Source organism: Bradyrhizobium sp. CSA112, from assembly GCF_029051645.1.
In the GTDB taxonomy this organism is placed as follows: Bacteria; Pseudomonadota; Alphaproteobacteria; order Rhizobiales; family Xanthobacteraceae; genus Bradyrhizobium.
This window is the reverse complement of the sequence record NZ_JAACFS010000006.1, coordinates 142021-168923: the sequence shown is the minus strand read 5'-3', so window position 1 is coordinate 168923 and position 26903 is coordinate 142021. Positions and strand designations below refer to the sequence as shown.

The 26903-nt window shown below is 59.3% G+C and carries 25 protein-coding genes and 7 pseudogenes; 18 read left to right on the top strand and 14 right to left on the bottom strand.

Going from position 1 to position 26903, the window contains the following annotated elements; all coding sequences use genetic code 11:
- The first annotated feature begins 299 nt into the window (after positions 1 to 299).
- Together GWE18_RS15025 and GWE18_RS15020 are read left to right on the top strand one after the other, a co-directional pair.
- A complete protein-coding gene (locus GWE18_RS15025; protein WP_275186492.1) occupies positions 300 to 842 on the top strand; it encodes a YetF domain-containing protein in 543 nt (180 codons plus the stop codon).
- A gap of 740 nt (positions 843 to 1582) precedes the next feature.
- A pseudogene (locus GWE18_RS15020) lies at positions 1583 to 1718 on the top strand (ROK family protein); the annotation flags it as partial.
- Position 1719: 1 nt separating this feature from the next.
- Here GWE18_RS15020 and GWE18_RS15015 read toward each other — a convergent pair.
- Together GWE18_RS15015 and GWE18_RS15010 are read right to left on the bottom strand one after the other, a co-directional pair.
- Positions 1720 to 1953: pseudogene (locus GWE18_RS15015) on the bottom strand (DNA polymerase/3'-5' exonuclease PolX); the annotation flags it as partial.
- 22 nt (positions 1954 to 1975) lie between these two features.
- The gene (locus GWE18_RS15010) at positions 1976 to 2161 is read right to left on the bottom strand and encodes a hypothetical protein (protein ID WP_275186590.1); all 186 of its coding nucleotides are present in this window, start codon (positions 2159 to 2161) and stop codon (positions 1976 to 1978) included.
- Positions 2162 to 2293: 132 nt separating this feature from the next.
- Between GWE18_RS15010 and GWE18_RS15005 the strand changes: the two genes are divergently transcribed.
- From GWE18_RS15005 to GWE18_RS14990, 4 genes are all read left to right on the top strand, one after another.
- Complete coding sequence (locus GWE18_RS15005; protein WP_275186491.1) at positions 2294 to 3190, top strand: YihY/virulence factor BrkB family protein; 897 nt, start codon at positions 2294 to 2296, stop codon at positions 3188 to 3190.
- Positions 3191 to 3305: 115 nt separating this feature from the next.
- On the top strand, positions 3306 to 3911 hold the full coding sequence (locus tag GWE18_RS15000; RefSeq protein WP_275186490.1) for a cupin domain-containing protein: 606 nt from the start codon (positions 3306 to 3308) through the stop codon (positions 3909 to 3911).
- Complete coding sequence (locus GWE18_RS14995) at positions 3908 to 4255, top strand: DUF3147 family protein (protein WP_275186489.1); 348 nt, start codon at positions 3908 to 3910, stop codon at positions 4253 to 4255. The genes GWE18_RS15000 and GWE18_RS14995 overlap by 4 nt, the downstream gene beginning before the upstream one ends.
- The gene (locus GWE18_RS14990) at positions 4252 to 4728 is read left to right on the top strand and encodes a DUF3147 family protein (RefSeq protein ID WP_275186488.1); all 477 of its coding nucleotides are present in this window, start codon (positions 4252 to 4254) and stop codon (positions 4726 to 4728) included. Before GWE18_RS14995 ends, GWE18_RS14990 begins: the two co-directional genes overlap by 4 nt.
- 40 nt (positions 4729 to 4768) lie before the next feature.
- Here the strand turns inward: GWE18_RS14990 and GWE18_RS14985 are convergent.
- A pseudogene (locus GWE18_RS14985) lies at positions 4769 to 5125 on the bottom strand (DUF892 family protein).
- 187 nt (positions 5126 to 5312) lie between these two features.
- Between GWE18_RS14985 and GWE18_RS14980 the strand changes: the two are divergent.
- The 3 genes from GWE18_RS14980 (at position 5313) to GWE18_RS14970 (ending at position 8750) form a co-directional block, all read left to right on the top strand.
- The gene (locus GWE18_RS14980) at positions 5313 to 6383 is read left to right on the top strand and encodes an ROK family protein (RefSeq protein ID WP_275186487.1); all 1071 of its coding nucleotides are present in this window, start codon (positions 5313 to 5315) and stop codon (positions 6381 to 6383) included.
- A gap of 487 nt (positions 6384 to 6870) precedes the next feature.
- Positions 6871 to 7728 (top strand): SIR2 family protein, encoded by an 858-nt coding sequence (locus tag GWE18_RS14975; protein WP_275186583.1) that lies wholly within the window; start codon positions 6871 to 6873, stop codon positions 7726 to 7728.
- A gap of 407 nt (positions 7729 to 8135) precedes the next feature.
- The gene (locus GWE18_RS14970) at positions 8136 to 8750 is read left to right on the top strand and encodes a hypothetical protein (RefSeq protein ID WP_275186486.1); all 615 of its coding nucleotides are present in this window, start codon (positions 8136 to 8138) and stop codon (positions 8748 to 8750) included.
- A gap of 300 nt (positions 8751 to 9050) precedes the next feature.
- Here GWE18_RS14970 and GWE18_RS14965 read toward each other — a convergent pair.
- The 3 genes and pseudogenes from GWE18_RS14965 to GWE18_RS14955 form a co-directional block, all read right to left on the bottom strand.
- Positions 9051 to 9530, bottom strand: a pseudogene (locus GWE18_RS14965) (DUF2269 domain-containing protein).
- Complete coding sequence (locus GWE18_RS14960) at positions 9530 to 10801, bottom strand: SDR family oxidoreductase (RefSeq protein WP_275186485.1); 1272 nt, start codon at positions 10799 to 10801, stop codon at positions 9530 to 9532. The pseudogene GWE18_RS14965 and the gene GWE18_RS14960 overlap by 1 nt, the downstream one beginning before the upstream one ends.
- A 3-nt stretch (positions 10802 to 10804) precedes the next feature.
- A complete protein-coding gene (locus GWE18_RS14955) occupies positions 10805 to 11362 on the bottom strand; it encodes a diguanylate cyclase (RefSeq protein WP_275186484.1) in 558 nt (185 codons plus the stop codon).
- 591 nt (positions 11363 to 11953) lie between these two features.
- On the opposite strand from GWE18_RS14955, the gene GWE18_RS14950 reads away from it, so the two are divergent.
- Positions 11954 to 12649 carry an HAD family hydrolase gene (locus GWE18_RS14950; protein ID WP_275186483.1) on the top strand — a complete coding sequence of 232 codons (696 nt, stop codon included), beginning with the start codon at positions 11954 to 11956 and terminating at the stop codon, positions 12647 to 12649.
- Positions 12650 to 12885: 236 nt separating this feature from the next.
- A complete protein-coding gene (locus GWE18_RS14945; RefSeq protein ID WP_275186482.1) occupies positions 12886 to 13485 on the top strand; it encodes an NUDIX domain-containing protein in 600 nt (199 codons plus the stop codon).
- 28 nt (positions 13486 to 13513) lie between these two features.
- Here the strand turns inward: GWE18_RS14945 and GWE18_RS14940 are convergent, their stop codons facing one another.
- Complete coding sequence (locus GWE18_RS14940; protein ID WP_275186481.1) at positions 13514 to 15094, bottom strand: FAD-dependent oxidoreductase; 1581 nt, start codon at positions 15092 to 15094, stop codon at positions 13514 to 13516.
- 419 nt (positions 15095 to 15513) lie between these two features.
- Positions 15514 to 16338 carry a DUF1236 domain-containing protein gene (locus GWE18_RS14935; RefSeq protein WP_275186480.1) on the bottom strand — a complete coding sequence of 275 codons (825 nt, stop codon included), beginning with the start codon at positions 16336 to 16338 and terminating at the stop codon, positions 15514 to 15516.
- A gap of 159 nt (positions 16339 to 16497) precedes the next feature.
- On the opposite strand from GWE18_RS14935, the gene GWE18_RS14930 reads away from it, so the two are divergent.
- The gene (locus tag GWE18_RS14930) at positions 16498 to 16662 is read left to right on the top strand and encodes a DUF3309 family protein (protein ID WP_275186479.1); all 165 of its coding nucleotides are present in this window, start codon (positions 16498 to 16500) and stop codon (positions 16660 to 16662) included.
- Positions 16663 to 16851: 189 nt separating this feature from the next.
- On the opposite strand, the gene GWE18_RS14925 is transcribed toward GWE18_RS14930, so the two are convergent.
- Complete coding sequence (locus tag GWE18_RS14925; protein WP_108522348.1) at positions 16852 to 17052, bottom strand: CsbD family protein; 201 nt, start codon at positions 17050 to 17052, stop codon at positions 16852 to 16854.
- 343 nt (positions 17053 to 17395) lie between these two features.
- Here GWE18_RS14925 and GWE18_RS14920 point away from each other — a divergent pair, with 343 nt between their 5' ends.
- The 4 genes from GWE18_RS14920 (at position 17396) to GWE18_RS14905 (ending at position 22475) form a co-directional block, all read left to right on the top strand.
- Positions 17396 to 17623, top strand: coding sequence for a hypothetical protein (locus tag GWE18_RS14920; protein ID WP_275186478.1), 228 nt, complete (start codon positions 17396 to 17398; stop codon positions 17621 to 17623).
- A 1208-nt stretch (positions 17624 to 18831) separates the two neighbouring features.
- A complete protein-coding gene (locus tag GWE18_RS14915) occupies positions 18832 to 20226 on the top strand; it encodes a glycosyltransferase (protein ID WP_275186477.1) in 1395 nt (464 codons plus the stop codon).
- Positions 20227 to 20257: 31 nt separating this feature from the next.
- The gene (locus GWE18_RS14910) at positions 20258 to 21355 is read left to right on the top strand and encodes a glycosyltransferase family 4 protein (protein ID WP_275186476.1); all 1098 of its coding nucleotides are present in this window, start codon (positions 20258 to 20260) and stop codon (positions 21353 to 21355) included.
- A 262-nt stretch (positions 21356 to 21617) separates the two neighbouring features.
- The gene (locus GWE18_RS14905) at positions 21618 to 22475 is read left to right on the top strand and encodes an SDR family oxidoreductase (protein WP_275186475.1); all 858 of its coding nucleotides are present in this window, start codon (positions 21618 to 21620) and stop codon (positions 22473 to 22475) included.
- A gap of 70 nt (positions 22476 to 22545) precedes the next feature.
- On the opposite strand, the pseudogene GWE18_RS14900 reads toward GWE18_RS14905, so the two are convergent.
- The 3 genes and pseudogenes from GWE18_RS14900 to GWE18_RS14890 form a co-directional block, all read right to left on the bottom strand.
- A pseudogene (locus tag GWE18_RS14900) lies at positions 22546 to 22801 on the bottom strand (DUF892 family protein); the annotation flags it as partial.
- A 136-nt stretch (positions 22802 to 22937) separates the two neighbouring features.
- Positions 22938 to 23243 carry a hypothetical protein gene (locus GWE18_RS14895; RefSeq protein ID WP_275186474.1) on the bottom strand — a complete coding sequence of 102 codons (306 nt, stop codon included), beginning with the start codon at positions 23241 to 23243 and terminating at the stop codon, positions 22938 to 22940.
- On the bottom strand, positions 23243 to 23515 hold the full coding sequence (locus GWE18_RS14890) for a hypothetical protein (protein ID WP_275186473.1): 273 nt from the start codon (positions 23513 to 23515) through the stop codon (positions 23243 to 23245). The genes GWE18_RS14895 and GWE18_RS14890 overlap by 1 nt, the downstream gene beginning before the upstream one ends.
- A gap of 28 nt (positions 23516 to 23543) precedes the next feature.
- Between GWE18_RS14890 and GWE18_RS14885 the strand changes: the two are divergent.
- Positions 23544 to 23878 (top strand): annotated as a pseudogene (locus GWE18_RS14885) (EamA family transporter); the annotation flags it as partial.
- Positions 23879 to 24007: 129 nt separating this feature from the next.
- The gene (locus tag GWE18_RS14880) at positions 24008 to 25366 is read left to right on the top strand and encodes a divalent metal cation transporter (protein ID WP_275186472.1); all 1359 of its coding nucleotides are present in this window, start codon (positions 24008 to 24010) and stop codon (positions 25364 to 25366) included.
- A gap of 292 nt (positions 25367 to 25658) precedes the next feature.
- On the opposite strand, the pseudogene GWE18_RS14875 reads toward GWE18_RS14880, so the two are convergent.
- Both GWE18_RS14875 and GWE18_RS14870 read right to left on the bottom strand, forming a co-directional pair.
- Positions 25659 to 26049, bottom strand: a pseudogene (locus GWE18_RS14875) (transposase); the annotation flags it as partial.
- Positions 26050 to 26137: 88 nt separating this feature from the next.
- The gene (locus GWE18_RS14870; RefSeq protein WP_275186471.1) at positions 26138 to 26800 is read right to left on the bottom strand and encodes a hypothetical protein; all 663 of its coding nucleotides are present in this window, start codon (positions 26798 to 26800) and stop codon (positions 26138 to 26140) included.
- Between the last annotated feature and the right edge of the window lie 103 nt (positions 26801 to 26903).

Below are 26903 nucleotides of genomic sequence, written 5' to 3'. Positions count from 1 at the left end.
ATCTTCGCCTAAGCTGCCGCACGCACATTCCGAAGAAGACGCAGACATCTTGTTCTCCGGCGCCATCCCGGCAACTCGACCGTGCGCAGCGCTGCGGCGGCCCACATCGAGCTCCCGGTCGTGCCTTGCTGCGGTTGCGGCTACTGCGACTCCTGGCTAACGCAACGCAAGACCCTGAGCTCTCCTCAAGCTAATGGCACCGAGACGCCACTTCACCACCTGGCTGCAGGACGGTCGCCAGCTCGCAACCTTGCCCGGTCCAGCACGTTGATCCATGTGAACCAGGACCGGTGCCGAACATGGACAGGATCATTACCGTCGAATGGGCCGATCTGCTTGTTCCGACACATTCGGTGCTGGAAATGATCGTCCGCGGTACGGTCATGTACCTCGCGCTGCTGCTGATCCTGCGCTTCGTGATGAAGCGTCAGTCATCGACGGTCGGCCTCGCCGATATTCTCGTCATCGTGCTGATTGCCGACGCCGCGCAGAACGCCTTCTCACACGAATACAAGTCGATCACCGAGGGCGTGGTACTTGTGCTAACGATTGTGTTCTGGGACTACCTGCTGAACTGGCTCGGCTATCGCTTCAGGCCCTTCGAGCGACTGCTGGTTCCGCCGCCGCTGCCGCTGGTCGAACACGGGCGGATCAACCGGCGCAACATGCGAAGCGCGTTTATCACGCGCGAGGAGCTCGAGAGCGAGTTGCGCGAGCAAGGCGTTTCCGACTTCGCCGAGGTGGAGAAGGCGTTCCTCGAGTCCAACGGGCAGGTGAGCGTGGTGAAAAAGGACAGCGGCGACGAGACGAAAGGCAAGAGGAGAAAGAAGCCGATCGCATGAGGCATCGCGCAACTGGATTGCTTCGCGGAGCCTGTCATACGATCTTCTCGGGTGCCTTTCAGTCGGAGAAGCGACTTGGGAATTGCGCCATGGCAAAGTTTTTATCAAGAACTTGTCGACCGGTCACGAGCAGTCAAGCAAAGCTCTCGAAGCGAGTTAAACAGCTGCTCAGTCGTATAGCGCACCGCCCTCATACAAATTTTCCGTGTGCTCCACAGCGAGGGACGAATGCCGGTATAGACGGCCAGCTTTTCGCCCGGGGCGCTCCTGGTGATAGGTCAGCCATTCCCTCTGGAGTAAGCGCGTGGGCGACTAGAACTTCTCGATCCACCACTGCCGTGACGCTTCATCCACAGGCCGCTCGAAACGAAGGCTGTTGCTGGCGTCGAACATCTGCGCCCGGAATTGTCGTTCTCGCCGAAGTTGGCCATCGATCCTTCTGGGCACCAGCGCTGACCGGCGCAAATCCACGCCAAGGAACATGCTGGCCGACGGGAAGAACAGGCAACGCTCCTGAATTAGCAAACGCCCGCTCAGTGGGTTTCTTCTAAAGTCTGGGCGCGCAAGAACTTTGGCGGTCTCATCACTTCCTCCGAGTGGGGACCGTTTCCTTGAGGGCAGTAAATTGGGTCTGAGATTTGGTCTTAACGGAGGCCGTTCCTTTGTTCTCGCCCGAGGAACCGCGGTGCGGGGCGCGTGTTGAATGCAAACCGACTAGTTGCCCGCAGCTTGTACTCAGCATGGCCGACGAAACGATCACCACCACTGGCATCGCGGCTCACGGCGCCTGCCGCCTCCCGTGGGTTGAGATCGACAGCTTCAACCTCGAACTGAAGGATGAGGAAGGATTCCTGCGCCAGCAAGGGCGCCTTCCGGCGAAATCGAGTGCGGCCTCGTGCCAGCGCCAGTCCAGGTCGAGCCGCCATTGATGGGCGTTGATCTCGACGGCGACGTTGCGCTTCGCGCACGCGCGTGACACCTTCTCCACGTCGATGTCGTAGCCCGGCCGGCGCCTCAGCTGCCTTCCGGTCATGTGGCCGAGGACCGTGGTGTGTGGGTTGGAAATGGCCCGAAGCAGCCGGTCGGTCTGCGCCTTGCGATCCAGCCTGAAATAAGCTTCCGGCGGCAGAGGATCAGCCCGCCTTCTTCTCCCGACGGATGCCCTTGAACTCCTTCTTCGCCGGCGCTTTCTTCTGATCGATGAATTTCGCCTCGTCGGGCTTCGTCCAGGTGGTCTCGCCCATCGCTTTGGTGCGCAGTTGGATGCGCTTGCGCAGGGCCACTTGCGCGTTGCCACTGGTCGGCTTGTTGGTTGCCATCGCCGAATCCTTTCAAGAACAATGTGTGCAACGTTTAGTGCAGTGCCGGTTCCACTTAGTCGTAGCCGGCAGGAACATTCCATTCCCACGGCCTTTATTAATCGGAGTGCGACGGCTTCTGTTGGACCGGACATGTGGTGGACGGTGGTCAAAGAGGCGGCGACCAACTGGTCGAGCCATAAGGATGCCAGGCAAGGGGCCGCCCTCGCGTACTACTCCGTGTTTTCACTCGGCCCCATCATTGCGATCGCTATCGCGGTAGCGGGCCTACTTTTCGGCCATGAAGCGGTCACTTCCCAAGTCATGTCAGCGATCAAGGAGATGCTCGGAGAAACGGGGTCCAACGCCGTCGAGGCGATGCTGGCGGGAGCTAGCCGCCCGGCCGCCGGTACTCTAGCCACCGTCCTGGGCCTCGGAGCCTTGCTGTTCGCCGCCATCGGCGTTGTCGCGCAGCTGAAGGACGCGCTCAACGTGGTCTGGGAGGTGGGCGAGTCCGAGGAGACCGGGCTTTGGCACTTCGCCCGCAATTACGTGCTGTCATTCGCCGCCGTGCTGGCACTCGGCTTTCTCCTTCTGATTTCGCTCGTCGTGAGTGCGGGCCTCGCCGCGGCCGGCAAATATGCCGCCAGCTACCTGCCGGAGGGTGCGCTTCACGTCGTTAGCATACTGATTTCGTTCGGCGTCGTGATGGTGCTCTTCGCGATGATGTTCAAATGGCTGCCCGACGTGTCCGTTGACTGGCGCGACGTCTGGTTGGGCGCGTTCCTCACGGCGCTGTTCTTCGAGGTGGGGAAGGCGGCCATCGGCTTCTACATCGGAAAGCAGGGACTCGAATCGACCTATGGCGCGGCGGCCTCGATCGTTGTCGTGCTGATTTTGGTCTACTACACGTCGCAGATCATCCTGATGGGCGCCGAGGTCACCCACAGTTACTCAAAGCGCAGCGGCTCCGTCAAACGGCGCGACTTGGAGAAGGGTTCTGGGAGCCAACGATCGCATTCCGACCGGCGTTCGAGGAGTCGCGTATGAGAGAACGCACTCCGACCGTGTCGTCCGGCCAAGCAGACCTGAAATTTTCTGCGAGCGAGGACGCTCTTCGGAATACCACGACCTTACCCAGTCGAAGCTTCAATGGAGAATGACGATGCCGATTCTTGAAGGTCTGAAGGAATACGCTGAGCGCGCCACCGGCCTCCGACGCCCCGGCAAACCAAAGGCTCCGGAACACGTCCAGGCGCGAAAACTCCATGCTGCCCGCTTTAAAGATGACGGTCTCGTTCCCAATCATCCGCGATGGCCGCTGATCATCTATCGCGGCGCGGTCGATCTCGACGAGCGCCATGATCCGGCGGCGGTGATCGAGGACCTGTTCGAAGCTAATGGATGGGGCGACACCTGGCGCGACGGCATCTACGACTACGTGCACTATCACTCCAGGATTCATGAGGTCTTGGGCATCGCGCGCGGCAAGGGGCGCGTTCGGTTCGGCGGCAACAAGGGCAGGATCTTCACGCTGAAAGCTGGCGACGTCGCCATTCTGCCCGCCGGCACTGGCCATCAGTGCTTTTCAGCCGACGATGAGTTCCTCGTCATTGGGGCCTACCCGCTGACCGGCACATACGACGAGTGCACGACCGTCGAGGACCATCCGCGCGCGCTGAAAACCATCCCGAAGGTGCCGGTGCCACGCAAGGATCCGGTTTACGGGGCCGGCGGACCGCTCTCGAAACTCTGGAAGAGAGCGAAATGACTGAATACGTCATCCGTTTCCTCGTCGGGGGCGCCGTCGTATCGGCCTTCGCGATGCTGGGAGATCTTCTTCGTCCGAAGAGCTTCGCCGGCCTGTTCGGAGCAGCCCCCTCGGTCGCACTCGCCACGCTTGGAATCGCGGTGTATCAGCATGGGGCCGACTACGCCGCCCTGCAAACTCAGGCGATGATTGCGGGAGCGATTGCGCTCGCTATCTACAGTGTTATCGTCTGCCACCTCATCGTCCGCGCGAAGTTGCGAGCGGTGAGTGCTACGTTATTGTCGCTGGTCGTCTGGCTGATCGTCGCCTTCGGGCTGCTAATCTTCGCCGGAGGTCAGACATGACCCCGATCCGCTTTTCGCCGTCATCTCTCAAGGAAGGACGCTGGTACGAATATCTGATCCGCTTCGCGCTCGGCGGCGCTGCGACCGTCTTCACCGGCCTCGTCAGCAGCCGCTATGGAGCATTCGTCGGTGGCCTCTTTCTCGCCCTTCCGGCCATATTCTGTGCAAGCGCGACGTTGATTGAAAAGCATGAAATTCGCCGCAAGCGCGAAGCGGGTCTCGCCGGCGAGCGCCGCGGGCAAATGGCGGCCGCCGTCGACGCCGCTGGCGCCGCGCTCGGCGCGCTAGGCATGCTGGCCTTTGCGATCGTCTTTTCGATGCTAGTAATACGCAGCAGCGTACCCGCCGCCTTCGTCGGCGCGTCGCTCGCGTGGCTAACTATCGCAGTGGTAGCGTGGTACGCGCGCCGGAAAATGCGATCGGTGCGGACGGTGGAACAGACCTCCGCGAATTCGCGGCGCCGCTACGACTGATCGGACGATGGCGGCATCAAGCCGCGGTCGAAGCCTTGGCCTAGACGCCTTTGCGTAGCGCCCCGTGTTAAGTCTTGGTTAAGTTTGGCGTAGGCCGCGTTTTCTTCATTCAAGTTCGTTGTGAGGAAACGCTCGAATACGCCTGGCCGAGCTCCTCGGCCTGGGCTATCAACGTCCCATATCGGCAGTTCTCATAGTGCTCGATGGCCCGAGCGGCGGCGACGATGGCGGATCGAGCACGGCCTTGTCTCGATTCGCCCGTGATCTCGTCGGCCTCCCGCCGCCGGCCGCCGGCTGTTCCATTCGGGACGATACGTCGCGAGAACCGAAATGGCGGATGGACGAGACAGTTTGCCACCTGCTTGGTGGAGGTCTGGGGCGAAATCCGGCGCGACATTCAGGAAGCGCTTTCTATGCCGCGATGAAGGGGGTTCAGGGAGCGGGAGGAGCTCGCGCGCCTGCTACACAATCGTCACCCCGGATCGTGCCCTCGGCGAAGCCTGCCTAAGGACGCGAGGAACCGCGGTGCGGGACGCGTGTTGAATGCAAACCGACTAGTTGCCGCGGCTTGTTCAAGGCTCAGCATGGCCGACGAAACGATCACGACCACTGGCATCGCGGCTCACGGCGCCTCCCGCCTCCCGTGGGTTGAGATTGACTGCTTCAACCTCGAACTGAAGGATGAGGAAGGATTCCTTGGGGACCGCGCCAGCAAGGGCGCCTTCCGGGAAACTCTTGAAGAGTGGCGGAAACCGCTGCGCAAGTCTGGCGACGACCCCTTCGGGAGGGAGCTTTCCGAAAACATTACCAAGAAGGAACTCGACGCTATCCTGGTCGGCGACGACGCCGAGGCGTCAGCGGTCGTGCACAGCGCCGTCGAGGACTTCGCGCAGGAACTCGCCCACGTAACGCGCCGCTTTCTCAAGACCAAAGCCTGGGATAAGACCGAGCGCATCGTAGTGGGCGGCGGCTTTCGCGAAAGCCGGCTCGGCGAACTCGCCATCGCGCGCGCCGAAATTATCCTCAAGGCCGAGAACTTCAAGGTCGAGATGTTGCCGATCCGCCGTCCCCCGGACGACGCAGGCCTTATCGGCGCGCTACATCTCGCTCCTTCCTGGATTTTCGAAGCTCATGACTCCATCCTTGCTATCGACATCGGAGGCACTAACATCCGCTGCGGCGTCGTGGAAACCCGTCGCAAAAAGGCGCCGGACCTCTCCAAGGCGTGCGTGTGGAAGTTCGAGCTGTGGCGTCATGCCGACGACGAGCCGACCCGTGAGAACGCAGTTAAGCGCCTCGTCAAGATGCTCCAAGATCTGATCGCGAAGGCGGAAGACGAGGGATTCAAGCTCGCGCCGTTCATCGGCGTCGCATGCCCAGGCGTCATCGAAAGCGACGGCTCGATCAAAAAGGGTGCGCAGAACCTGCCGGGCAACTGGGAGAGCAGCAAGTTCAATCTGCCGGCAAGTCTTGTCGGAGCGATCCCCCGGATCGGCGAGCACGACACGGCCATCGTCATGCACAATGATGGCGTCGTGCAGGGGCTCTCCGAGGTCCCATTCATGCAGGACGTGAAGCGCTGGGGCGTACTGACGATCGGCACCGGCCTGGGCAACGCCCGCTTCACCAACCGCAACGGCAAGGGCGAACGCTGAGGCTATCGGGCGGTGGCGAGATTCTGCACGATCTCGTCTGAAGCGCTCGCATCGTAGGGCGATTTTTGCAATAGCCGATAGATAGCCAGCTCCTTCCCGAAAATCGGCAATTAACGCCGCTGAGGATGCGAAGCGTATCAATCAAGCTAGGGTGAGTTATCGCGCCTCGGCAGCCATTCCTAACGTCCGCCTTGGTGCTTATTTGCCGACTTCGAATATTCTGCTCCCTACTTGAGGAACATTTATGGTTCCTCGGGTCAGCCATCATGCGGGATGAGACTTAGAGCTTTCGACAGCAGTTAACTGGAACAGACCACAGTGTTTGCTGGTTCTAATAACCGGCGAGCGCACTCAGCAAATTCGTCGCAGCCGCAAGTAAGGAGCCTCCGAGCTCCGGGCCCGCAGCGTAGCCGCCTCGGCAAAGCCCGCTGCGAATAACGAACGGAGCAACCCGGACCTGTTGAAAACGGTGACCTGTTTGAAACGGATGACAACTTCAGAAGCGAGTGCAGCACAGCAAAGGTCATCTTCCAGGGACGTCTTGGCAGATGCCATCAAGCGCCGTCACGCGATTCTGTTCGTTGGCGCAGGCGTCTCGATGGCTGTAGGGTTGCCTTCTTGGCAAAGCTTCGTCGATCACTTGCTGAAAGAGCTCGACCTCAGTCCCGACGTAATCGATGGAATGAACGACGGCTATCAGATGCTGGCTGAATTCTATCGCCTGAAGCAGGGCGGAATGGGTCCTTTACGAAGTTGGTTGGATCGAAACTGGAAGGTAGCAGCGGATCGCGTCGCCGAGTCAAAGCTTCATAAACTCATCGTCGAGCTCGACTTTCCGACCATTTACACCACCAACTATGACCGCAATCTCGAAACGGCGTTCGAAGTTCACAAGAAGCATTACGCAAAGATCGCGAACGCGAAGCAGATGGCGGATGCTGCGGATGGCGTGACGCATATCGTCAAGTATCATGGCGACTTCGACGACGATGCGTCGCTGGTTCTTACCGAGACCGATTTTCTCAATCGATTATACTTTGACTCCCCCTTGGATATCAAGTTTCGCGCGGACGCCTTGGCTCGCACCATCCTGTTCATCGGATACAGCATGTCCGACCCCAACATCCGGCTGCTACTGCACGGCATTTGGCAAACCTGGGAAAGATCAGGTCATCGGGATCATCGCCCGCGCTCGTTTGTGTTCATGCCTTCATCGAATCCCGTGCAAGAGGCGATGCTTGCACGCTGGGGAATTACGCTGTTGACGCCCGAGCGCGGAGCGTGCGCAGATGATGCGCTAACGGCCTTCCTTGCAGATCTCCGAGCAAGAATCCATCCTTCTTGACGGCGCGAAGCCTGTTGGTACTGGCCGCGTGTATAGCCTGGGCACCACCACCAACCGCTCACTGCTGTCGAACGGAATATCGTGCCGCTGTCTACAAGGGTCTCGGTCTTCGGGGTCTTATGCCCCGCATTTAGTCCATCCGGCAAGGAGCCGTCGGACACCTATCTTTGACCACCGGCTTCCGCCGCTTGCAGCTAACGCCAGAACAACGCGAGCAGCAGGATGACGGGAAGTGGAATGCCCAAGAGCCACAGCAGGGCGCCTCTGCCAAACGTCATTGCCAACTCCTTTTGCAGGTCTCTCCTAGAACTGTAACGGCGAAGTGCATTTGCAGTTCCTCAAAGGGAACGGAAGCTTGAACACCGCGTTGGGGCACCAAAGAGTTGCTGAACGGAGGAGAATTCGTCATGGCCCCGTTTTCAGTGCCTAACGCCTTTTTCGGCTGGACATGGTCGGCCGTCCTCGCCGGTGTTTTTGCTTCACTCGTTATCCAGATCCTGTTGACGATGCTTGGTTTCGGCATCGGTCTGCTCGCGATTGACGTTCCGACTGCGCAATCCGCGCCTGCGGGCGCAGGCTGGGCCGCCTTCGTGTGGTGGGCTGTATCAGGAATCATCGCCGCCTTTATCGGCGGCGCGGTCGCGGCGGCCAATTCGCCCGATCAAACCGGCCTCGGGCGAGTGGGACAGGCCTTGGCCGCTTGGTCGGTCGCGACCGTAGTTGTCGTAGCGGCAGCGGCGCTGATCCCGACGTCCACCACCAGTGTCGCCAGCAATCTTGTCGGCCCGTCATACGCGGCCAGCGCCCGCGTTGCGGCCTTGTCGGGTGTTCCGAACCGCGAAACGGTCGGCTCGGCTGTCAGATCTCCGACGCAATCACAAATCGAAGAGGCACGCAAACACTTCGCGTATGTGATGTTTGCAAGCTTCTGCGCGCTGCTGCTCGGCGCAGGTGCTGCGTATGCTGCGGGAATGGCGACCACAAGTCAGGCCGTCAAGGAAGCGGCACGACCAGTTACGTAGGGAGTTGGGGTCGCAGCATTTCTTTAACCGGTACGGTCTTCCATCTCGAATGGCTGGGCTGGGTGCCGATCTTCGTTCTTTTGCGCGGTATGCTGCCGCCCAAATAAAACGGCTCAGTTGGCTAAGTGCATAACTTCCGCTTAACTGCCATGATACGCCAAGGTTCATCCTTGAGTTCGTCGAGCTTACAGTCGTCGGTCTCAAGAGTTAAACGGGCCGGTTCGCAGCACACGACGTCTTTGTCTCCCATCCAAAACGTCGCCCCGGTCGGACCGTACGTGAGCACGAACCAAACGAAGATTAGTCCCAATAGGGGATGGCAGGACGGGCGATCATAAGCCAGTAGATGATGAGTACGGCGCCGAACGCGGGAAAACCGAAGGCGAACCACCAACGGAAAAGACGCGTATACTCGTAGGGTAGCGATGAGTTCGACTCGACGGCGCGGATGGCAAGATCCCGCATACGCATCTGCATCCACACCACCGGCAACCAGAAAGCGCCAGTTACAATATAGAGCAGAATGGAAGCTGCAATCTATCCATCCCTGAGAGAATAGCCGCTCAACCATGCGAGCCAGATCCCGGTAATTGGCTGAAGAATAATGGCGGTCGCGGTAAACAGGAAATCAGCCAGTACCACGGTCCGCGCAACGCCGGCCACTTCACGCGCCTCGCCGCGCAGATGCGCCACAAGCAGAAAGAAGGCGATGCCGGCGCCGGTGCCGAGGAGGATGGCAGCCCCGATGACGTGCACCGACTTGAGGAGGAAGTAAAACATTACCGGTCTTCCCGGATCGCCATCGCCACCAAATTGAGCATCAGCACCGGCCAGATCTTGAGCATGGGACCGAGCGGGTCGCTCCACAATCGTGGGACCAGGGCCGTCCCTATCACGATGTAAGCTAACGAGATAATAAGCGCGGCCCACAAGCCATAACGGCTTAAGGGCCGCGAAAGGATAGCCACACCAATGACGATATCCGCAAGGGCTCCTGCGATAACGGTGAGGGCGGCAAAATTTCCTTCCAGCCCGCCTTCCTGAAGCAGCGACATGCCGATTTCCCAGCCCGGACCAAGCGAAATGATACCGGTGACGATCCAGAACAGGCCGAAGACGCCAAATATCAGCGGCTTCAGCGCGTAGAGCCTTGCAAACCAGCGCTCCTGCACTGATGCGGGCTCGCTCGCGAGCGCGGCTTCAACTTCGCGCGGCGCAATTCCCGTCGTGCGTTGCCAAGGTTCAGGGTCGCCGGTGGCCCCGCGCCGCATTTCGGCTTGTGCCGTCGTGTTGACGGGTGTTCGCCAGCCGAATGTCTGGGCGAGGTCTCCCATTAAGTAAAAGGACGAAGCAGCCCACGAAGGCAGCTTCAAAGGGCGAGCGGGCCGCCATCGCAGCCAGCGGCGGAAGAGGGCGACGGCATCGCTGAAAGTCATCTGCCGCGGCCCCGCCAAATCCAGCGCGACGCGCGAAGGCGCGTCGGGTCTCAAGAAAAAGACAATGGTTTCGACAACGTCGTCCAGCTGCACCGGTTGAATGGGTGCCGTGTCAGGCATGACCGGCAGAATCGGTAACGACGCAAGCCCACGCAACAAGGCGCTGCCTCCGTAGGCCGCTCTGCCAATCACGACAGAGGGTCGAAGAACAACCCAATTGAGATTGCGTGATGTAAGGGCCGCTTCGCCATCCCGCTTCGTGCGCGAAAAAGCGCTCTGGGCATCCTGTACGCCGATGGCGGAAAGGAGGATGACGCGGCGGACCCGTTCCGATTCGCAAGCGGCGTAAAGCGCGTCACTGCCGGCAATATGCACGCCGGGCATATCCTGCCCCTGCAGCGCCCCCGCCGCATTGATAACGGCGTCAATTCCTTTGAGAATTGGCTTCCAGTTGTCAGCGTTCGTCGTCCGGGCGATGTCAAGGGCGACGTGACGGGCTCCGCTCAGCCCCGTGTGCGAACGGGACACCAATACGCATTCGTGCCCTTCGGCGGAAAGCCGTGCGTGGATAGCAGATCCAATAAAACCCGTTCCGCCAACAATCAGGAGGCGCATGGGCTATTCCTGTGCTGGCTGGTCCCGGTGACGCAGACCGCGGATCAACTCCTCCATGTAGGGCAAAACCTCCAGGACCGCGGTCAAGACCAGCATCGTTATGATGTAAGTTACAGGTAGCGGTTGCTGCTTCAGCGTGAATGAGAAATCCGGCATGCCAAAACCGAACAATGCAGCGAAAGCCGGCCAGTGAAGCGCGATAACCAGCAGTAAACCCGTCAGGGGAAGCATTTCGAGAACGCTATGGATGTGTTGTTCGGCCGGCGCGACCTTGCGCATTGCCGACGCGTAGCGGACATCCCAAATGGCGGTCGCTTCATGAAGTATTAGAAACACGATCATAACCAGAATCACGCCCGATGTAATTTCAAGGAAAAGCGCGGCCAGCACCGGAAGAGCCATTTCGCCGAACTGAAGAAGGTGCAGGACCGATTCCCTCCATCCGCTGGTCTTTTCGATATGGCTGGCGCGATGACATAGATAATCGGCAAAGCCGGCGGCCAGCCAAAGCGGCAGCACGAAATACATCAGCATTCCCCGCAGGACCTCGTCGGGCCCCATGTCAAACCTCCTTTGAAATCTGGACGGATAAATCGGCCGCCGCCACAATGTTCCTCTGGCGGAACTCATTTGGAGCTCGTCAGAAGGAGGCCGCGGTTCATCTCCGCGGGCTCTCGCCCTGCGGGACCGCCTCGACTCCCTAGCAGGTGATCGCTCGTGCAACATTAGGTCGCGAGCAATGGTTCTCGCCATGGTCGAATTGAAATTCGCAACTGTTGGTTTCGGCCCTCTTGACGGGCACCGTAACCGGGTCGTTTCGACGGCCGCGCTTGCTGCATTGGCGAAAGCGGAAGGAAATGCGGTATGCAACCTACGAGTACAAGCAGCCGTTGGTTCCACGCTGAAGAACCCAAATCGTCTAACGCCAAGTTGGAAAGTTGGCCTTGGCCGGGCAATCGATGTTTTGCGAGCTTGGCCGTCGACTCGCCGGGAGCCTTGATCTCGCGGCAGGTTCGCCTGAACCGGAAGCTCTAACGCGACAAAAGACGCATCAGATCGAAACACGATTGCTTTGCCATTTGTCTAGGAACCGTTTTCGACCGCACAACTTTATCATCCAGGGCGCTTGCGGTGTAAGGTATGCGAGGCCGTATGTTTTCCGGCTACATATTCGATGTGGAAGGCACGCTAGTCGACTGTGTGCGCCAGAATTTGCTGAGCCTGCAGGAGTCGTTGGCCAATTTTGGCGCAACGGTACCCTATGAAATTTTGCAACTCTATTCTGGATTGGACGGCGACGAGACGCTTCAGCTCATTGCGCCCGCTATGAGCGCTGAAGAGCGCAAAAGGGTGCTTGAAGCCAAGGAGAAAATTTACGACGGCAAATATCTGGCAATGGCAAAGCCCTTCGCGGGCGTGCGTGATGTACTTGAGGCGATAGCCAAAGCCGGCGGACGAATTGCGCTGGCTACGGATTGCAAAGGTCCAGAACTCAAACATTACCGATCGCTTCTGGATGTCGACGACCTCATCTCCTGTGTGGCGTGTGGGGACGATGTCGAGCATGGCAAGCCAGACCCTCGGCTGGTGGAGTTGGCGGTTCTAAGGTTAGGTATCTCGGTCAAGCAGGCTATCATGATTGGCGATACTCCATATGATGCCGAGGCCGCGAGGTCAGCCGGTGTGGCAGCCGCCGGTCTCCTTACAGGCGGATTCGCCAAGGAAGCACTGCTGGAGGCTGGATGCTGCATCGTTGCAGACGACCTCCCCGAGCTTCTAACGAGTCTGGGAAGTATGCGCGATGAAGGTTCTTTGGACGGCTCTGGAAGCTCAGTTCGTTTTCCATAGCGCAGGCATCCGATAATTTACTGTTTCGCGGCATCGCGTGGCTCGCGCTGGTAACATCGGCGGCGCATCCATGCCGCGCGCCTATGCGAGAGGCCCCGTCCGCCGGTCACGTTTTTATTTGCGGGCGTGGCGGTAGAATGGCCGGCTTACCGGACGCGGGCCTAGCAGCGTCGGCTCGTTCCGGACAGAGGGTACCGCCGCCTGGATCGAAACCTGCCCGTCGGCGTTTATTGGCCATGAGAACGGTCGGCGAAAGAGTGCATATCCGAAACATCGAGAGGCTCCTGCAAAGCAAAAAAGGCAAGCTGATGAGCGTCAGTTATACCCAGCGCAGGCGCGATGGCGAACAGCAGCAGCGCAAGCGCGAGATTTACGATAGTGGAAATTCTGCTGTCGTTCTTCCCTATGATCCGGCTCGCAAGACGGTATTGCTGACCCGGCAATTGAGGCTGCCCATATTCCTTCAAGATGGACAGGAGAACGTGCTGGAAGCCTGCGCCGGGAAGCTTGACGGGGCAACAGCTGAAGAGCGAATCCGGAAGGAGATTGAAGAGGAGCTTGGTTACAGAATTGTCGAGGTCGAACGATTGTTCGAACTCTACGTCAGTCCTGCATCGATCATGGAGAAGATTTTCTTCTTCACTTGCTCCTATTCGCCCGCCCAAAGAGTTTGCGGAGGCGGCGGAATCAAGGAGGAGGGGGAAGATATCGAGGTGGTCGAGACGAGCCTGGAGAACGCTGCGAACAGGGTTGCGACTGGCGAGATCATCGATGCAAAAACAGTCGTGCTCATTCAGTATCTGAACGCCCGCGTGCAGGCCCCGAGGAGCGTATAGCACAACGTCGGGTGTCTATCACGTGGATCTAGGTGAGGCGATTGAGACTACCGAACGAATTGAGGTTCCCAGGATCGCGTTGTTCCGCCCTGATGCTTACCTCAGCCAACGGGCCGATGGCGGGAGCGTTGAGCGGTGTTCCGTCGATCGCGAAGTGAGATCCGTGGCAGGGGCAATCCCAGCAGGTCTCGAATGAATTCCAATGCAGGTGGCAGCCCATATGCGTACAGGCTGCGGAGCGGGCATACAGCGCGCCGGAAGGGTCACGATAGGCTGCGATCTTGCCTGTACCCTGCCGGATGATGGCGCCGTGTCCGACTTTCAGGTCGCTGACATCGGCCAGCTCGCCCGGCGCGAGGTACTCGGCGAAGTTCTTCACGGCGGTTACGTTCTCTCTCAGGAAGTTGCCGATCGCGGGCGTCTTGCGCGAGGGCTCATACACGTCGGCCCATTTGGTTTCGCGCCCCAGGATCAGTGCTGAGTTGATCATGGCGCCCGCCACGCCGTGCGTCATGCCTTGGCCAGAATCGCCGGTATGCACGTAGATTTTGTTGCTTCCCGGACTTCTGCCGATGAAGCCAGCGTAATCGATAGTGTCGAGGACCTGTCCCGACCACCGGTGGGTGACGTCTTGCGCGGCTGGAATGAGATTGCGCGTCCAGGCTTCAAGGGCCTGAAAGCGGACCTCGGCGTCATCGGCTTCGCCGCTCTTGTGGTCGCCACCCCCGACGATGAGGAAATCGGTTCGATCATCATCGGGCTGCAGCCGTACGTAGTGGTAGGGATCCAAGGTGTCCCAGTACAGCGCATCCGGGATAGCTCCTTTCCTGATCGAAAACGCCATCGCGTAGGTGCGATAGGGAGCCATTTTGGTATGCAGGGCGAATCGATCGACGATCGGAGCATTTGTAGCCACGACCGCAGCTTGGGCAGTTACTGTACCGCCGCTGGCCGTCACAACAACCTTGCCGTCGTGCTCCTCGATCCGTTCGACGATCGTGTCACAGTGGAAGCTGCCACCCTTTGTCTCGACGGCTGCGACAAGACCCCTGAGATATTTCAGAGGATGAAACGTGCCCTGGCGCGGATAGCGCAGTACGTGCTGCTGCGCGCAATGGGCGAGGGGAACGCCGACCAGCCGATGGACGGGCGCGCCGATCGCGCGGACCGCATCCAATTCATCCTCGATGACCTTCGCATCGGTGTCGCGCGCCTGAAACAGAAAGCCGTCCAAGCGTCGGAAATCGCAGTCGATGGATTCCCACTGCTGGATTTCCTCGATGCGATCCACCGCTGCGGCCTGACTCTCGTAGAACAGGCGGGATGTGTCCTCCCCGCGCAGGCCGATCATCGCGGACGTCAGATCATCGCAGAGCGGCGCCAGATGCGCAGTGGTACGCGCCGTTATGCCGCCCGCGATCTTCCCACGATCGAGCACGATGACGCGCGAACCTCCGATGACAACTTCATAGGCCGTAGAAATCCCGGCAATACCCGCGCCAATGATTACAACATCGCATTTCTTGTTGCCCTGTAGCCGTGTTGCGTTTGGGGCAACCGCAATGTCAATCCAAAGCGATTGGCTACGCCGATCGATGAAAGGATCCATCCCAAAAACCCGATCAGTCGACAATGACCATGAATATCAAAACGGCCGATCGGGCGACTAGTTCCTATTAGTTCCGCCGTCATCGGGCCGGCCCGTCATCTCGCTCAAGTATCTGGCATCGGCCGGCGCCACGCTTTTTTGGGCGTTGTCGAAACAGACAAACACGTCGCAGCCTTGCCGTTTCCATTCCGAAAGGGTTCGCGGACTATAGCCCATGGGGCCATCGTAACGGGCGCTTCCAACGGGAATCGCGTTGGAGCTTGCCAAGTATAGCGTCCAGAACAATTTCAATCTGTTGATCGCAACGGATGAATCTCAGATCGAAGCCGCGGGGCAGCATACGGGGTTTTGAGCAGGCATGCCCCCATGCGAAAGGCGGGCATTTCTGCCCGCCTTGGACTCGCAGTTAACCGTCGGATTTAGGCCTCCAGAACCGCCACGATTTCGTAAGTGTTCGGATCGACGATCACGATCTGCTCCTTGACGAGGATGTACTTGTACCTGCGCCACTCCGGATAGATCGTCACCACTCGCTCCGGCAGCGTGTGGAAGGTCACATCGCGCGGTACTTTTGTGCCGACCGAAATCGAGAAGTTCACGTTCGTCACCGGTTGAACGCGGGTCTCCTTGATCGCGCTGGTGATCTGGGTGCGCTGCTCGGTCGAGAGCTTCGCGGCGGCGCCAGCCTGGCCCGTCGTGGTCGCGGCTCCGCCCTGCGTCTCACTCTGCATGCGGTCTTCCTTGCCCTGGGCCTTCTGGTCCTTCTGCGTCGCAGGCTGGTCCTTCTGCGTCGTAGGTTGGTCCTTCTGGGTCGTGGTCTGATCACGGCCTTGGTCACGTTGCTGGCCAGTCGTCTGCTCACGATCACCCTTTTGTTCGGCCTTCATGCCGCCGCGGTCTTCCTTGCCCTGGGCCTTCTGGTCCTTCTGGGGCGTGGTCTGCTCGCGGCCTTGTGTCGTGCTCTGATCACGGCCTTGGTCACGTTGGGTCGTGCCCTGGCCGGTCGTTTGCTCACGATCACCCTTTTGTTCGGCCTTCATGCCGCCGCGGTCTTCCTTGCCCTCGGCTTTCATGCCCTTCTGCTCGGACTTCATGTCGGACTTCTGATCTGTTGCGCCGCCCTGCTGGGTTGCGGCACCGCCCGACGGCGATTCACGGCCCATCCCGGTACCCTGCGCGTTGGCGAAACCGGTTCCGGCGATCAGGGTCGCCGCAGCAACCGAGATCAAAAAGCGTTTAGTCATGGAATCCTCTCCTCCACAGTTTGCACTGCCCTCGGCAATTAACGAAAAGGAGATTATGACGTTCCGGGTGCGTCCCCATGACCACCTCATGTGTTGGAACAACAGTTCCAGCCTTGGCTTGTCTTTCCACTCTGCGCACATGCGGAATGGAGATGGTCCATGTCGATCAGTACAATCATCCTGATTATTTTGGTGATTGCCTTGTTGGGTGGCTTTAGCGGAATTGGCGGCGGCCCATTTTATGGGACCGGCTACTATGGCGGCGGTGGATTGGGCCTCGTGATTATTATCCTGCTGATTTTAATTCTGATGGGCAGAATCTGAATCGTTTTCGGGCAAACTCTTTTGCTTGCCGGCACGAACAGGGTTGCACGGGTTAGGGACTATAGAGGACCGCTGCGGTCGTTCCTGGAGTATGCGCCTGCCAAATCCGGTTGCTGCAAAAACCGCCTCGCAGGGTGGCAAGGCGGTTTAAGAAGAGCGGCCGGTTTGCGTTTGTCCTAAACGTGAGGTTCAGGGCAATGTCGAAAACCAATCGTCAACGTCCTTACGGGCTTGATCCTTGGCGTAGCCGTAGCGCTTTTGCAGCCGACCTTCGAGCTCATCGCGCCGGCCGTTGATGGCGGTCAGATCATCGTCCGTCAGTTTGGCCCAGTTCTGTTTGACCTTGCCCTTGACCTCGTTCCAATTCCCTTCAATTCGGTTCCAGTCCATGATGGATCCTCCGGCTTATCTGAATCCGCAACGCTTAGACTAGGTTCTCGTTCCTACTCGTTGCAGCCGCGGAGTGGCGTCCAATCGGGGAAATGGGTGCGTCCGGAGGAGAACAGTTTAGGGCGGACGAAAAGAAGCCCTGAATTCAGCACGGAGCTTTCTGAACTCCGAACTAACGCGCGCGAGTACATCCAGCCTCTATATGCGCAGCGAGCGGAACGATGCTGTGGCGGGACTGCTCAATCTTCTCAAATATTTCGCCCTGCAATGCAGTGCGAACAGGTGTCCGGGAACCATTCTCCGTTCCAGGCGTCGATCTTCCGCGTTGCCGTGGAGAGCTCAGATGATCGGTGAACGTATCGATGGCCCAAACAAGCTCGACCAGGCCAAGGAGGCCGTTCAGGCGGCTACCCAGACGGTCAAGGAAACCACTCAGTCCGTCGCCGACGCCGTCGAAGCAGGCCGGCACCCAGGTGCGCCTCTCGACCGCTTGGCGCGTTGGACTCAAGAAGCGCCCCTACACGCACTCACTATAGCGTTCTTGGTCGGTGTTCTGGTCGGGCGCAGATAACTAGACATGCATTCAAACGGTCTGCCCGGGGGTCGGATTTCCCCGCGGGGGACGATCTCATTTACACGGTTGCACAGCGGCCGGTAATTGCTCTCATAGGCTCGCGCCATCCGGAGCGGTGAGAGCTCTTCGAAACGCTGGCGGACTTTCTTCTGTCCAATCGCGCGAGTTGGTGACCGCTTCGGCCTATTCCTCGCTCTTCACGATGAGGCCGGTGAGCTGCCTGATTCGTACACGGCAACTCGCGAGTGAAGGCTTCATCTACCAATGGATTGCAATGCCAGGACCAGCGTCGCTGATAGCAGCGACGAAAGGGCGAGCAATGTCCAATCCGGTCTCGCGCTTCCTGCTGCTATCTGTCCGAGTAGCAATTCTATCCGCTTTATCATTCGTCCCTGGGAAGCCGGTCAAGATAGGCGAGTCCAGAACACGTGAGTTCTTCAGTCTCGCTTTGGCTGGCCTCCAACCTCCCTCGCAAATGGCGCTCCAATAGGCATCGTCGACCGTCCGCAACGTCGACATCGCGATGCGTCGCCAGATAGACGGTCCAAGCCGTGTCGACCGCCTTTCGAAGAACTTCATCGACCATCCTCCAACTCCAACAAGTGTGATCACTGGGGAACCCACGGGTGCTGCAGCATCGCCGCGTGCATCTTGGCCCACCGCCGCGTGATGTGCAGCGAATTCGGCCGGAAAGCCGGATGCCGGGAATCGGCACGTCCGATTTGACAGCAAAACTCACATTGTCTTTGGAAGTTTCCCATTTTTCCCGGTGCGTCCGAGATTCAACGGCAACAGATATCGCAAATTGGAACCTGTCGAGGCAGCGCTCGCGCGACCCGGGATCAATGAAAACAAACGTTCAGGTAGCCGGCAGAATTTACCTATAAGACTTGCCCGTCGAGCGGCTGCGGGAAAATCCTCTCCTCGGCCTGCTCGCGCTCGCCGTAAAATTCGGGATCGCGATGGCAACGGCTTCGATCAGGTCGCACCCAATCGCATTTGAGCACGCGCGTCGTTTCGCCGAGCGGCATGCACCCTACGGCAGAGCTCGATTGGTCGGGTCGCAGCGCAGTCGAGAGCGCGCCAAGATATCATGCGATCGGGATCAACACGTTTCGAGCAGCTCCATTACTCGTCCAATAAGCACGATGAACAAACGTTCATCTAGTTCAACTTCTCGACCGAGCTCCAGCCGGAGAAACTTCTTGGCGCTTCCAGACTTATTGCATGGGAAAAAATGGAAGAAGCGTCCTGGAGGGGCACCGATCAACTTTTCTGTGCCGTTGCAAGTTTGGGGAGTTTGTAAAACCCGTCGAGGCCGCGTTCCCGCGCTCGAGAACTGTAAGGGCGACACTTCGATGTCTATGCTCAGCTCTGCCGTTCAACGATCCACCCTCGGGCTGCATACGCTTGAACAGTACGAGCCGCTGATCGGCGCTGCGACGGTCAAGCGCATAGCCGCCAAGGCCGAGCGGATGCGCACGATGCGCGTCGCCCATATCAGTTCAACGTTCTATGGCGGAGGCGTCACCGAACTACTTACGCCGCTGACCCTGATGATGAACGCGATGGGCATCGAAACCGACTGGCATTTGATTCAGGGAACGCCGGGCTTCTTTGGCAGCACCAAGAAGCTTCACAACACGCTGCAAGGCGAGAACGAGGAGTTTTCCGACGCAGAAAAGACGATCTACGAACAGGTCGTATTCGAAAACGCTGCGCGGCTTCATCTTGACGATTGCGATGCGATCATCGTGCACGATCCCCAGCCTCTGCCGCTGATCACTCATTTTCCCGATCTGGAGATGCCCTGGTTCTGGCAATGTCACGTCGATCTTTCTTCGCCATACGCTCCGGTATGGACGTATCTGCGCCAGTTCATCGAACAATATAACGCCGCTATCTTCTCGCTACCCGAATACGGTCAGGATCTTCACGTCGACCAGCAGTTCGTCACCCCGGCGATCGATCCGTTTTCTGCGAAGAACCGGGAGCTGTCCGATCGAGAGATACGAGAATTCCTCCGCAACTACAAAATTCCGACAGATCGTCCGTTGGTGACCCAGATTTCCAGGTTCGATCGATGGAAGGACCCGATGGGGGTGATTGAAGCCTTCCGAAAGGCGAGAAAGCAGGTCGACTGTAGGCTGGTGCTTGTCGGCAACAACGCCTCCGACGATCCGGAAGGCGGCAAAATCCTCGAGACGATCGAGCGCGTTGCCAATGAAGACATCGTTGTTCTTGCAGTCGATGATCCAACGCTGGTGAACGCGCTGCAGCGCTCCGCCGCCGTCGTCCTGCAGAAGTCGCTCCGCGAAGGCTTCGGTCTCACGGTCACCGAGGCGATGTGGAAGGGCGCCGCCATCATCGGCGGCGACGTGGGAGGCATCCGGCACCAGATCAAGGATGGATGGAACGGATTTCTGGTGAGCACGCCCGAGCAGGCGGCGGCAAGAATGGTGCAGCTTTTGAAAGATCCCAGGCTTCGGAAGCAGATCGGTTTGCGTGCGAAGGAAAGCGTGCGCCAGAACTTTCTGATGAGCCGGCTGTTAGAGGATTGGCTCGATCTGCTGTCCAAATACGAGCGACCGGTGATCTGACGGTCGGGTTCGATCTCCATGGTGGAAGCCGATGCGAATTGCCCAGGTAGCGCCTCTGGTCGAAAGCGTGCCTCCCAAGCTTTACGGCGGCACCGAGCGGGTGGTGGCGTGGCTGGTTGATGAACTCGTAAGCCTTGAGCATGAGGTGACGCTGTTTGCCAGCGGGGATTCGAAGACGTCAGCCAAGCTTCATGCCGTTTGGCCGCGGGCGCTTCGCCTCGGTCGGCCGAGGACGGATCCGATGGTGGCGCAGGCAGCCCTGCTGGAGGCGGTGGCGCGGCACGCGACGGAGTTCGATATCATTCACGCCCATATCGATTGGCTGCACCTGCCGCTGCTGAGCCGGCTTGGCGTGCCGTTTCTCACCACGTGCCACGCGCGCATGGACTTGCCGGGCTTTGCAGACGTGGTCCGCCGCTTTCCCGATGCGCCGTTCGTCTCGATATCGGATAACCAGCGCGCTCCCTTGAGCGAGGCCAACTGGATCGGCACCATTTATCATGGCTTGCCGGCCGACCTGTTTCAGCCGTCCTTCGAAGCGGGCTCCTACCTCGCCTTCCTGGGTCGGCTGACGGCGGAGAAAGGACCGGAAGCCGCCATCCGAATCGCGCGCGCTGCCAAGATGCCGCTTCGTATCGCTGCAAAGGTGCCGCGGGGCGAAACGGGCTACTTCAAAGAACAACTCGAGCCGCAGATCGACGGGAAGCAGGTCCAGCTCACCGGCGAGGTCAATGATGAAGCGAAGCGGCAGTTTCTGGCGGGCGCTGCAGCACTGTTGTTTCCGATCGATTGGCCGGAACCGTTCGGCCTCGTCATGATCGAGGCCATGGCGTGCGGCACGCCCGTCATCGCGTTCAAGTCCGGCTCGGTGCCGGAGGTCATCGACGACGGCATCACCGGCTTTGTCGTAACGGGAGAAGCAGAAGCTGTTGCAGCGATTGGAAGACTCTCCGAACTCGATCGAAGCCAGGTGCGCAGGCATTTCGAGGAAAGGTTTACCGCAAGACGAATGGCACAGGAGTATCTCCGCCGCTACAAGGCACTGGTTCATCCCGATGTGAGCGAATTTCATCCCGGCATCAGGCCCGCCTTGGTTCCCTCAGTGCCCGATCGCCGTCCGGCCCCGTAACAGGCAAGCCGGCCGCCAGTCTCCGCGTGCGTCCCGACCATTCCGGCCCCGCGGATAGCCAAAATGGCCATGTCGCTCTGACGTCCGGCAAAATTACGAAACCGTCGCGGTAGTCTATCGACCCCTTGAGGATGGTGTCACCTGAAAGTTCACCTGCCAGCCTAAGCTACGCGGGGTCCGCGCGCCGTTCGCCTGCTTCGGTGCAGGAACCAATCTGCAAAACGGAGGTTGGAACGCAATTGGGATCAGAGAGAAGGCAGCCATGCTGAATTTTCCCCGCCCTCCGTTTCCAAACCAACACCAGCCAATGCCCGGCAAGACTGCCGCGATGAAGCCGGCGCCCGATCATGGCGAAACGTCCTACAAGGGCAGCGGTCGCCTCAACGGCAAGAAGGCCGTCATCACCGGCGGCGACAGCGGGATCGGCCGCGCGGTTGCCATCGCCTACGCCAGAGAGGGAGCTGACCTCTTGATCTCCTATCTCGACGAGCACGACGATGCCCGGGAGACCGAGCGGCTGGTGACGGAAGCCGGCAGAAAGGCCGTCCTGCTTCCCGGCGATCTACAGACCTCCAGTCAATGCCGCGCCGTCATCGCGAAGGCCGTATCGGAGCTGGGCGGTATAGATATCCTCGTCAACAACGCGGCGCATCAGGCCAGCTTCAAATCGATCGACGACATTAGCGACGAGGAATGGGAACTGACGTTTAAGGTGAACATCCATGCGATGTTTTATCTTACCAAGGCAGCGATAAGCCACATGAAGCCGGGTAGCTGCATCATCAACACGGCGTCGATCAATTCGGATGTCCCCAACCCGACGCTGCTGGCCTATGCAACGACCAAGGGCGCGATCCACAATTTCACGGCGGGACTGGCGCAGCTTCTGGCCGAGAAGGGCATTCGTGCCAATGCGGTTGCTCCGGGGCCGATCTGGACGCCGCTCATCCCATCCACGTTGCCTGAGAACTCCGTGAAGAACTTCGGCAAACAAGTCCCGATGAAGCGTCCCGGTCAGCCCGTCGAACTGGCGACCGCTTATGTCATGCTGGCCGATCCCCTTTCAAGCTACGTATCCGGCGCGACGATTGCCGTCACCGGCGGCAAGCCCTTCCTGTAAAAGGCGTCCCGCCGGCTCCTCAAGACCCTGCCAAGTCGCCGCTCCCCGAAACCTGGCAGCCGGTGCTGAGTCAGGCGGCGTTCGACGCCTTGATGTTGAAGCTCTTCCGAAACGCGATGGTATCGAGCTTCGTGTTCGCCGCCTTTTCCTCATTGAGGTTGGTGATCAGGAAACGCAGGATCTCGTCATGGTCGAGCTCCTCGGCCCCTAGGCTATCAACGTCCCATATCGGCAGCTCTCATAGTGCTCCACGGCTCAAGCGGCGGCGACGATGGCAGATCAAGCACGGCCTTGTCCTACGATTCGCCCGTGATCTCATAGGCGTCCCCGCCGCCGGCCGCCGGATGTTCCATGCCCATGTAAACTAATTCCTTTCCTTCCTGCTTACCGAGGAAGAGCGCAGCGACGCCACTAGGGTCTTTGACGAACCCGACGACCGGAAACTTGCCCTTGTGCATGGCCTCAGTTCTTCGCTCCGACCGGTACGACGCATTTGCTCGCTTCGAAAGGATGCCTTCCCAGTTCAACTTGGCGGCATGACTCGAACATCCGTTGGCCATCTCCGACGAGATGTTCGGAAAACAGGACAGGAAGTTCGATGTCGTTTTTGCCGAGCAGGCGTTGCTTGCGTTCGATCTGCGGGAGTTCGCGGAGATCTCCATCGCGCCAGAGGAGGTCGAACCCATAAAAGACCAGTCGATCCTGTCTGCCCGCGGCAAGTTCGGCTTGAAGTTCGGAAAAGTTGGTGCGTCCTTCATGGACGACCACTACTTCCCCATCGATGATGGTTTGACCCGGTATATCGAGAGCGCCAGCAATAACCGAAAATCGTTTAGTCCAGTCTGTCCGTTGCGCGTGTAGACTTTCTTGCGACCGCTGTTGATATGAACTTGGACGCGATAGCCGTCGAATTTGATCTCGTGAAGCCAGTGGTCAGCGTTCGGCACCTTCTCGACCGAGGTGGCCAAGGCCAGCTCAATGAAGCCAGGCAGCGGCGCCTTGACGCCGATGGCCGTCGGTTTTCGACGCTGAAACGCCACTCACGAACTCCACGCTACAGGTGATTCAAAGAATCTCGCCGCGGGCGTTGTGCTGCTGGAGTTTGGGTTCACGCTGGCTGACGTCAGCGATATCGTGCCAGCGCGAGGCTGTCGGACGCGTTCGCCTTCCTCTTTCTGGGCGGATCGATCCTTGCTTACCTGCTCTGGTTTCACCTCCTAAAGGTCTGCGGTGCGACGGCGGCGAGCGCCTATCACTTCCTGATGCCGCCGGTCGGCATGCTGTTCGTCTTTCTCGTGCTCGGCGAGCATGTCGAATTTCGCGACTTGCTCGGCATCATTCCCGTCGCGGCAGGCATTTATCTGGTGACGCGTCCCGCGGCAGCGGCGGGCCAACCTTCATAACAGGAGCCAATCATGACCATCGCCCGTCGCCCTGCCGCGTGAGATTGTGTCTTGTGCGATGCCGCCCCCGAGGTCTCCGCCCGGAACCGAAGTCAGTCCGATTAGTTGTCGCAACGGCCGGACCCGGGTATGGCAAAGCGCAACAAGTCAAATTCGACGCGTCGCACGGAAAAGCGTTCCGGCCGCGAAAAGCCGGAATCCAAGTCCGGGCATCGTCAACCCTTCCGCTTTCGCAACATTCTGAAAGGGCTGGGACCGGGGCTGATCACCGGTGCGTCCGATGACGATCCGTCGGGAATCGGCACCTACAGTCAGGCCGGCGCGCAGCTCGGTTACGGCATCGGCTGGACCATGCTGCTGACCTTTCCGCTGATGGCAGCAATCCAGGAGATTTCCGCGCGTGTCGGCCGTGTCACCGGGCACGGCATTTCGGGCAATGTCGGCCGGCACTACTCCTCGGGGCTGCTCAATGCGGTGGTGGCGTTGCTGTTCATTGCCAACACCATCAACATCGCCGCCGATCTCGGCGCGATGGCGGACGTGACCAAATTGCTGGTCGGCGGATACAGCATCGTCTACGTCCTGCTGTTTGGCATCGCCTCGGTCGGGGCGCAGATCTTCCTCGACTACAAACGCTACGTATCGGTACTGAAATGGCTGACGCTCAGCCTGTTCGCCTATGTCGCAGCACTCGCCTTTGCAAAGGTTTCGTGGAGCGACGCGCTGGGCGGCATTCTGGTCCCGCGCCTGACCTGGAGCGCGGATTATTTCACCACCGTTGTCGCGATTCTGGGCACCACGATCTCGCCCTATCTGTTTTTCTGGCAGGCCTCGCAGGAAGCCGAAGACCAGCGCGTCGATGGGCGGAAGCATCCGCTGATCGAAAGGCATTACGGCGCGCAAAGGGAATTTAGTCGTATCCGCGCCGATACCATCACCGGCATGGCGTTTTCCAACCTGATCGCGCTGTCGATCATCGTCACGGCGGCCGCAACGTTGCACGCGGCGGGAAAAGCCGACATCCAGAGTTCGGCAGAGGCGGCCGAAGCGTTGCGTCCCATCGCCGGTCCATTCGCGGAAGCTATTTTTGCGCTTGGGATCATCGGCACCGGATTGCTGGCCGTCCCGGTGCTCGCCGGCGCCGCGGCTTACGCCGTCGGCGAGGCGCGGCGATGGCCGGTCGGGCTCGCGCGCAAGCCCAAGGCGGCCGCCGCGTTCTACGCCGTCCTGGCGTTATCGGCGGCGATCGGGATCGCGCTCAATTTTACGCCGGTCAACCCGATTTCGGCGTTGTATTGGAGCGCCGTCATCAACGGCGTGCTCGCCGTTCCCGTCATGATGCTGTTGATGTTCATGGCGCGCCGCACGGACGTGATGGGCCCCTATGTCATCGGCGGACCGCTGTATTGGTTCGGATGGCTATCGACCGCGGCGATGATACTCAGCGTCGTGGCGATGGGAGTAGGGTTCTTCGCTGGAGGCGGGTAGCACATACTCAGACCTCATCCTGATGGACAGAAAAAAACCCGCGTACGCCATGTTATACCGTATCGGCGCCGGTCGGCGGCAAGGTGCCGAGAATTTCTCACCCATGGGCTCTTCGCTTCATGTCGGGGCCAAGTGACTGCCATGCTGCTGCATCGACGCGTCTGCCGCAATCATCTCAGCTTCGAGTTGATCGTGCGATCGCACATCGGGAAAGCTCGGCGGTGTGAGTTGAATCAGCGCCACGACAGTCTCGCTTCCAGTTCAGCGACGCTTTGAGGTCGATGGCAAAGAGAAGACTCATCTCACGGCAGAGTTCGACGAAGCGCGCACATACCTTGCGAAGCGCCAGGCCATTGTCTTTTGCGGAAGTCTGCGATCGTCTTGTGATCAGGTGCGAGCCGACCCAGCAGCCACATGACCTCGACGTTGCGTCCAGCTTCTCGTTCAAGCCGCCGGCTCGACTGCACCTGGTTCAGATAGCCGTAGATGTACAGCTTGAGGAGTATCGAGGGATGGTACGATGGCCGGCCGGTTGCCTCGGGATCGACCCCGCCGAACCCAAGCTCGGCCAGATCGAGGCCGTTGACGAGGACGTCGATGACGCGAACTGGATTGTCCTCGCCGATCCAGTCTTCCACGCATTCAGGAAACAGCGTGCTCTGCCCACGATCCGCACCATCAATCGACTACTTCCGGTCTTCCCCTGTAAACGGACGTCGTCAGGGCCAGTGAGCATGTCTCAAAGTGCCAAAAACGGACATTCGGCACCGATCATAAAGAAACGGCAATCAGCTCTTCAACTATCGGACCACCGCCGACCGGGAAAACGACGTACTGCTTGCCGCCAGCCATGTAAGTGATCGGCGCGCCGGTCGCGTTGGACGGCAGCACAATTTCCGCCAGCATCTCGCCGCTCGATTTATCATAGACCCATAAATGCGGATCGAAGTTGTGGAGGTCCCGGATCGGCCAATTGAGTCCCGGCACGAAGCGGGGCGGACTAAAATACCCGGCCTGCACGACGATCATGGCCGTCTTGGTCACCAACACCCAACTGCGGTGAGGTAATCCCAGCTGTCCCCGGATGCCAAGGTTCCGGATTGGAGCCATGGCATCGCTCCGACCAACCGGGATGCGCCAGCGGTGCTCTCCGCTGTTCATGTCGATCGCCACGATGCTGCCGAATGGCGGCTTGAGCAGCGGCAGTCCGCGGGGCCCTGGCAAATAACGGATGATCCAATCGGAATGGACAAGAGAAAGCACCTGCTTGCCAAGCTCGCGCAGCGCCTTGTTAAAGTATCGCCAGATCGAACGATCCGCGTGGCTGTTGATGGAGTTGACGGCGCTGGAAAGACAACATTTGCCGATGAACTCGCCGGTTCGATGTCCGCTTTGGGACGACCAGTAATTCGCGCATCGGTCGACGGTTTTCACAATCCCAGGGTTGTCCGATACCAACGAGGAAGGCATTCCCCTGAGGGCTTCTTCGAGGATTCTTACAACTACGCCGCACTCAGAAAGTATCTGTTGGATCCGC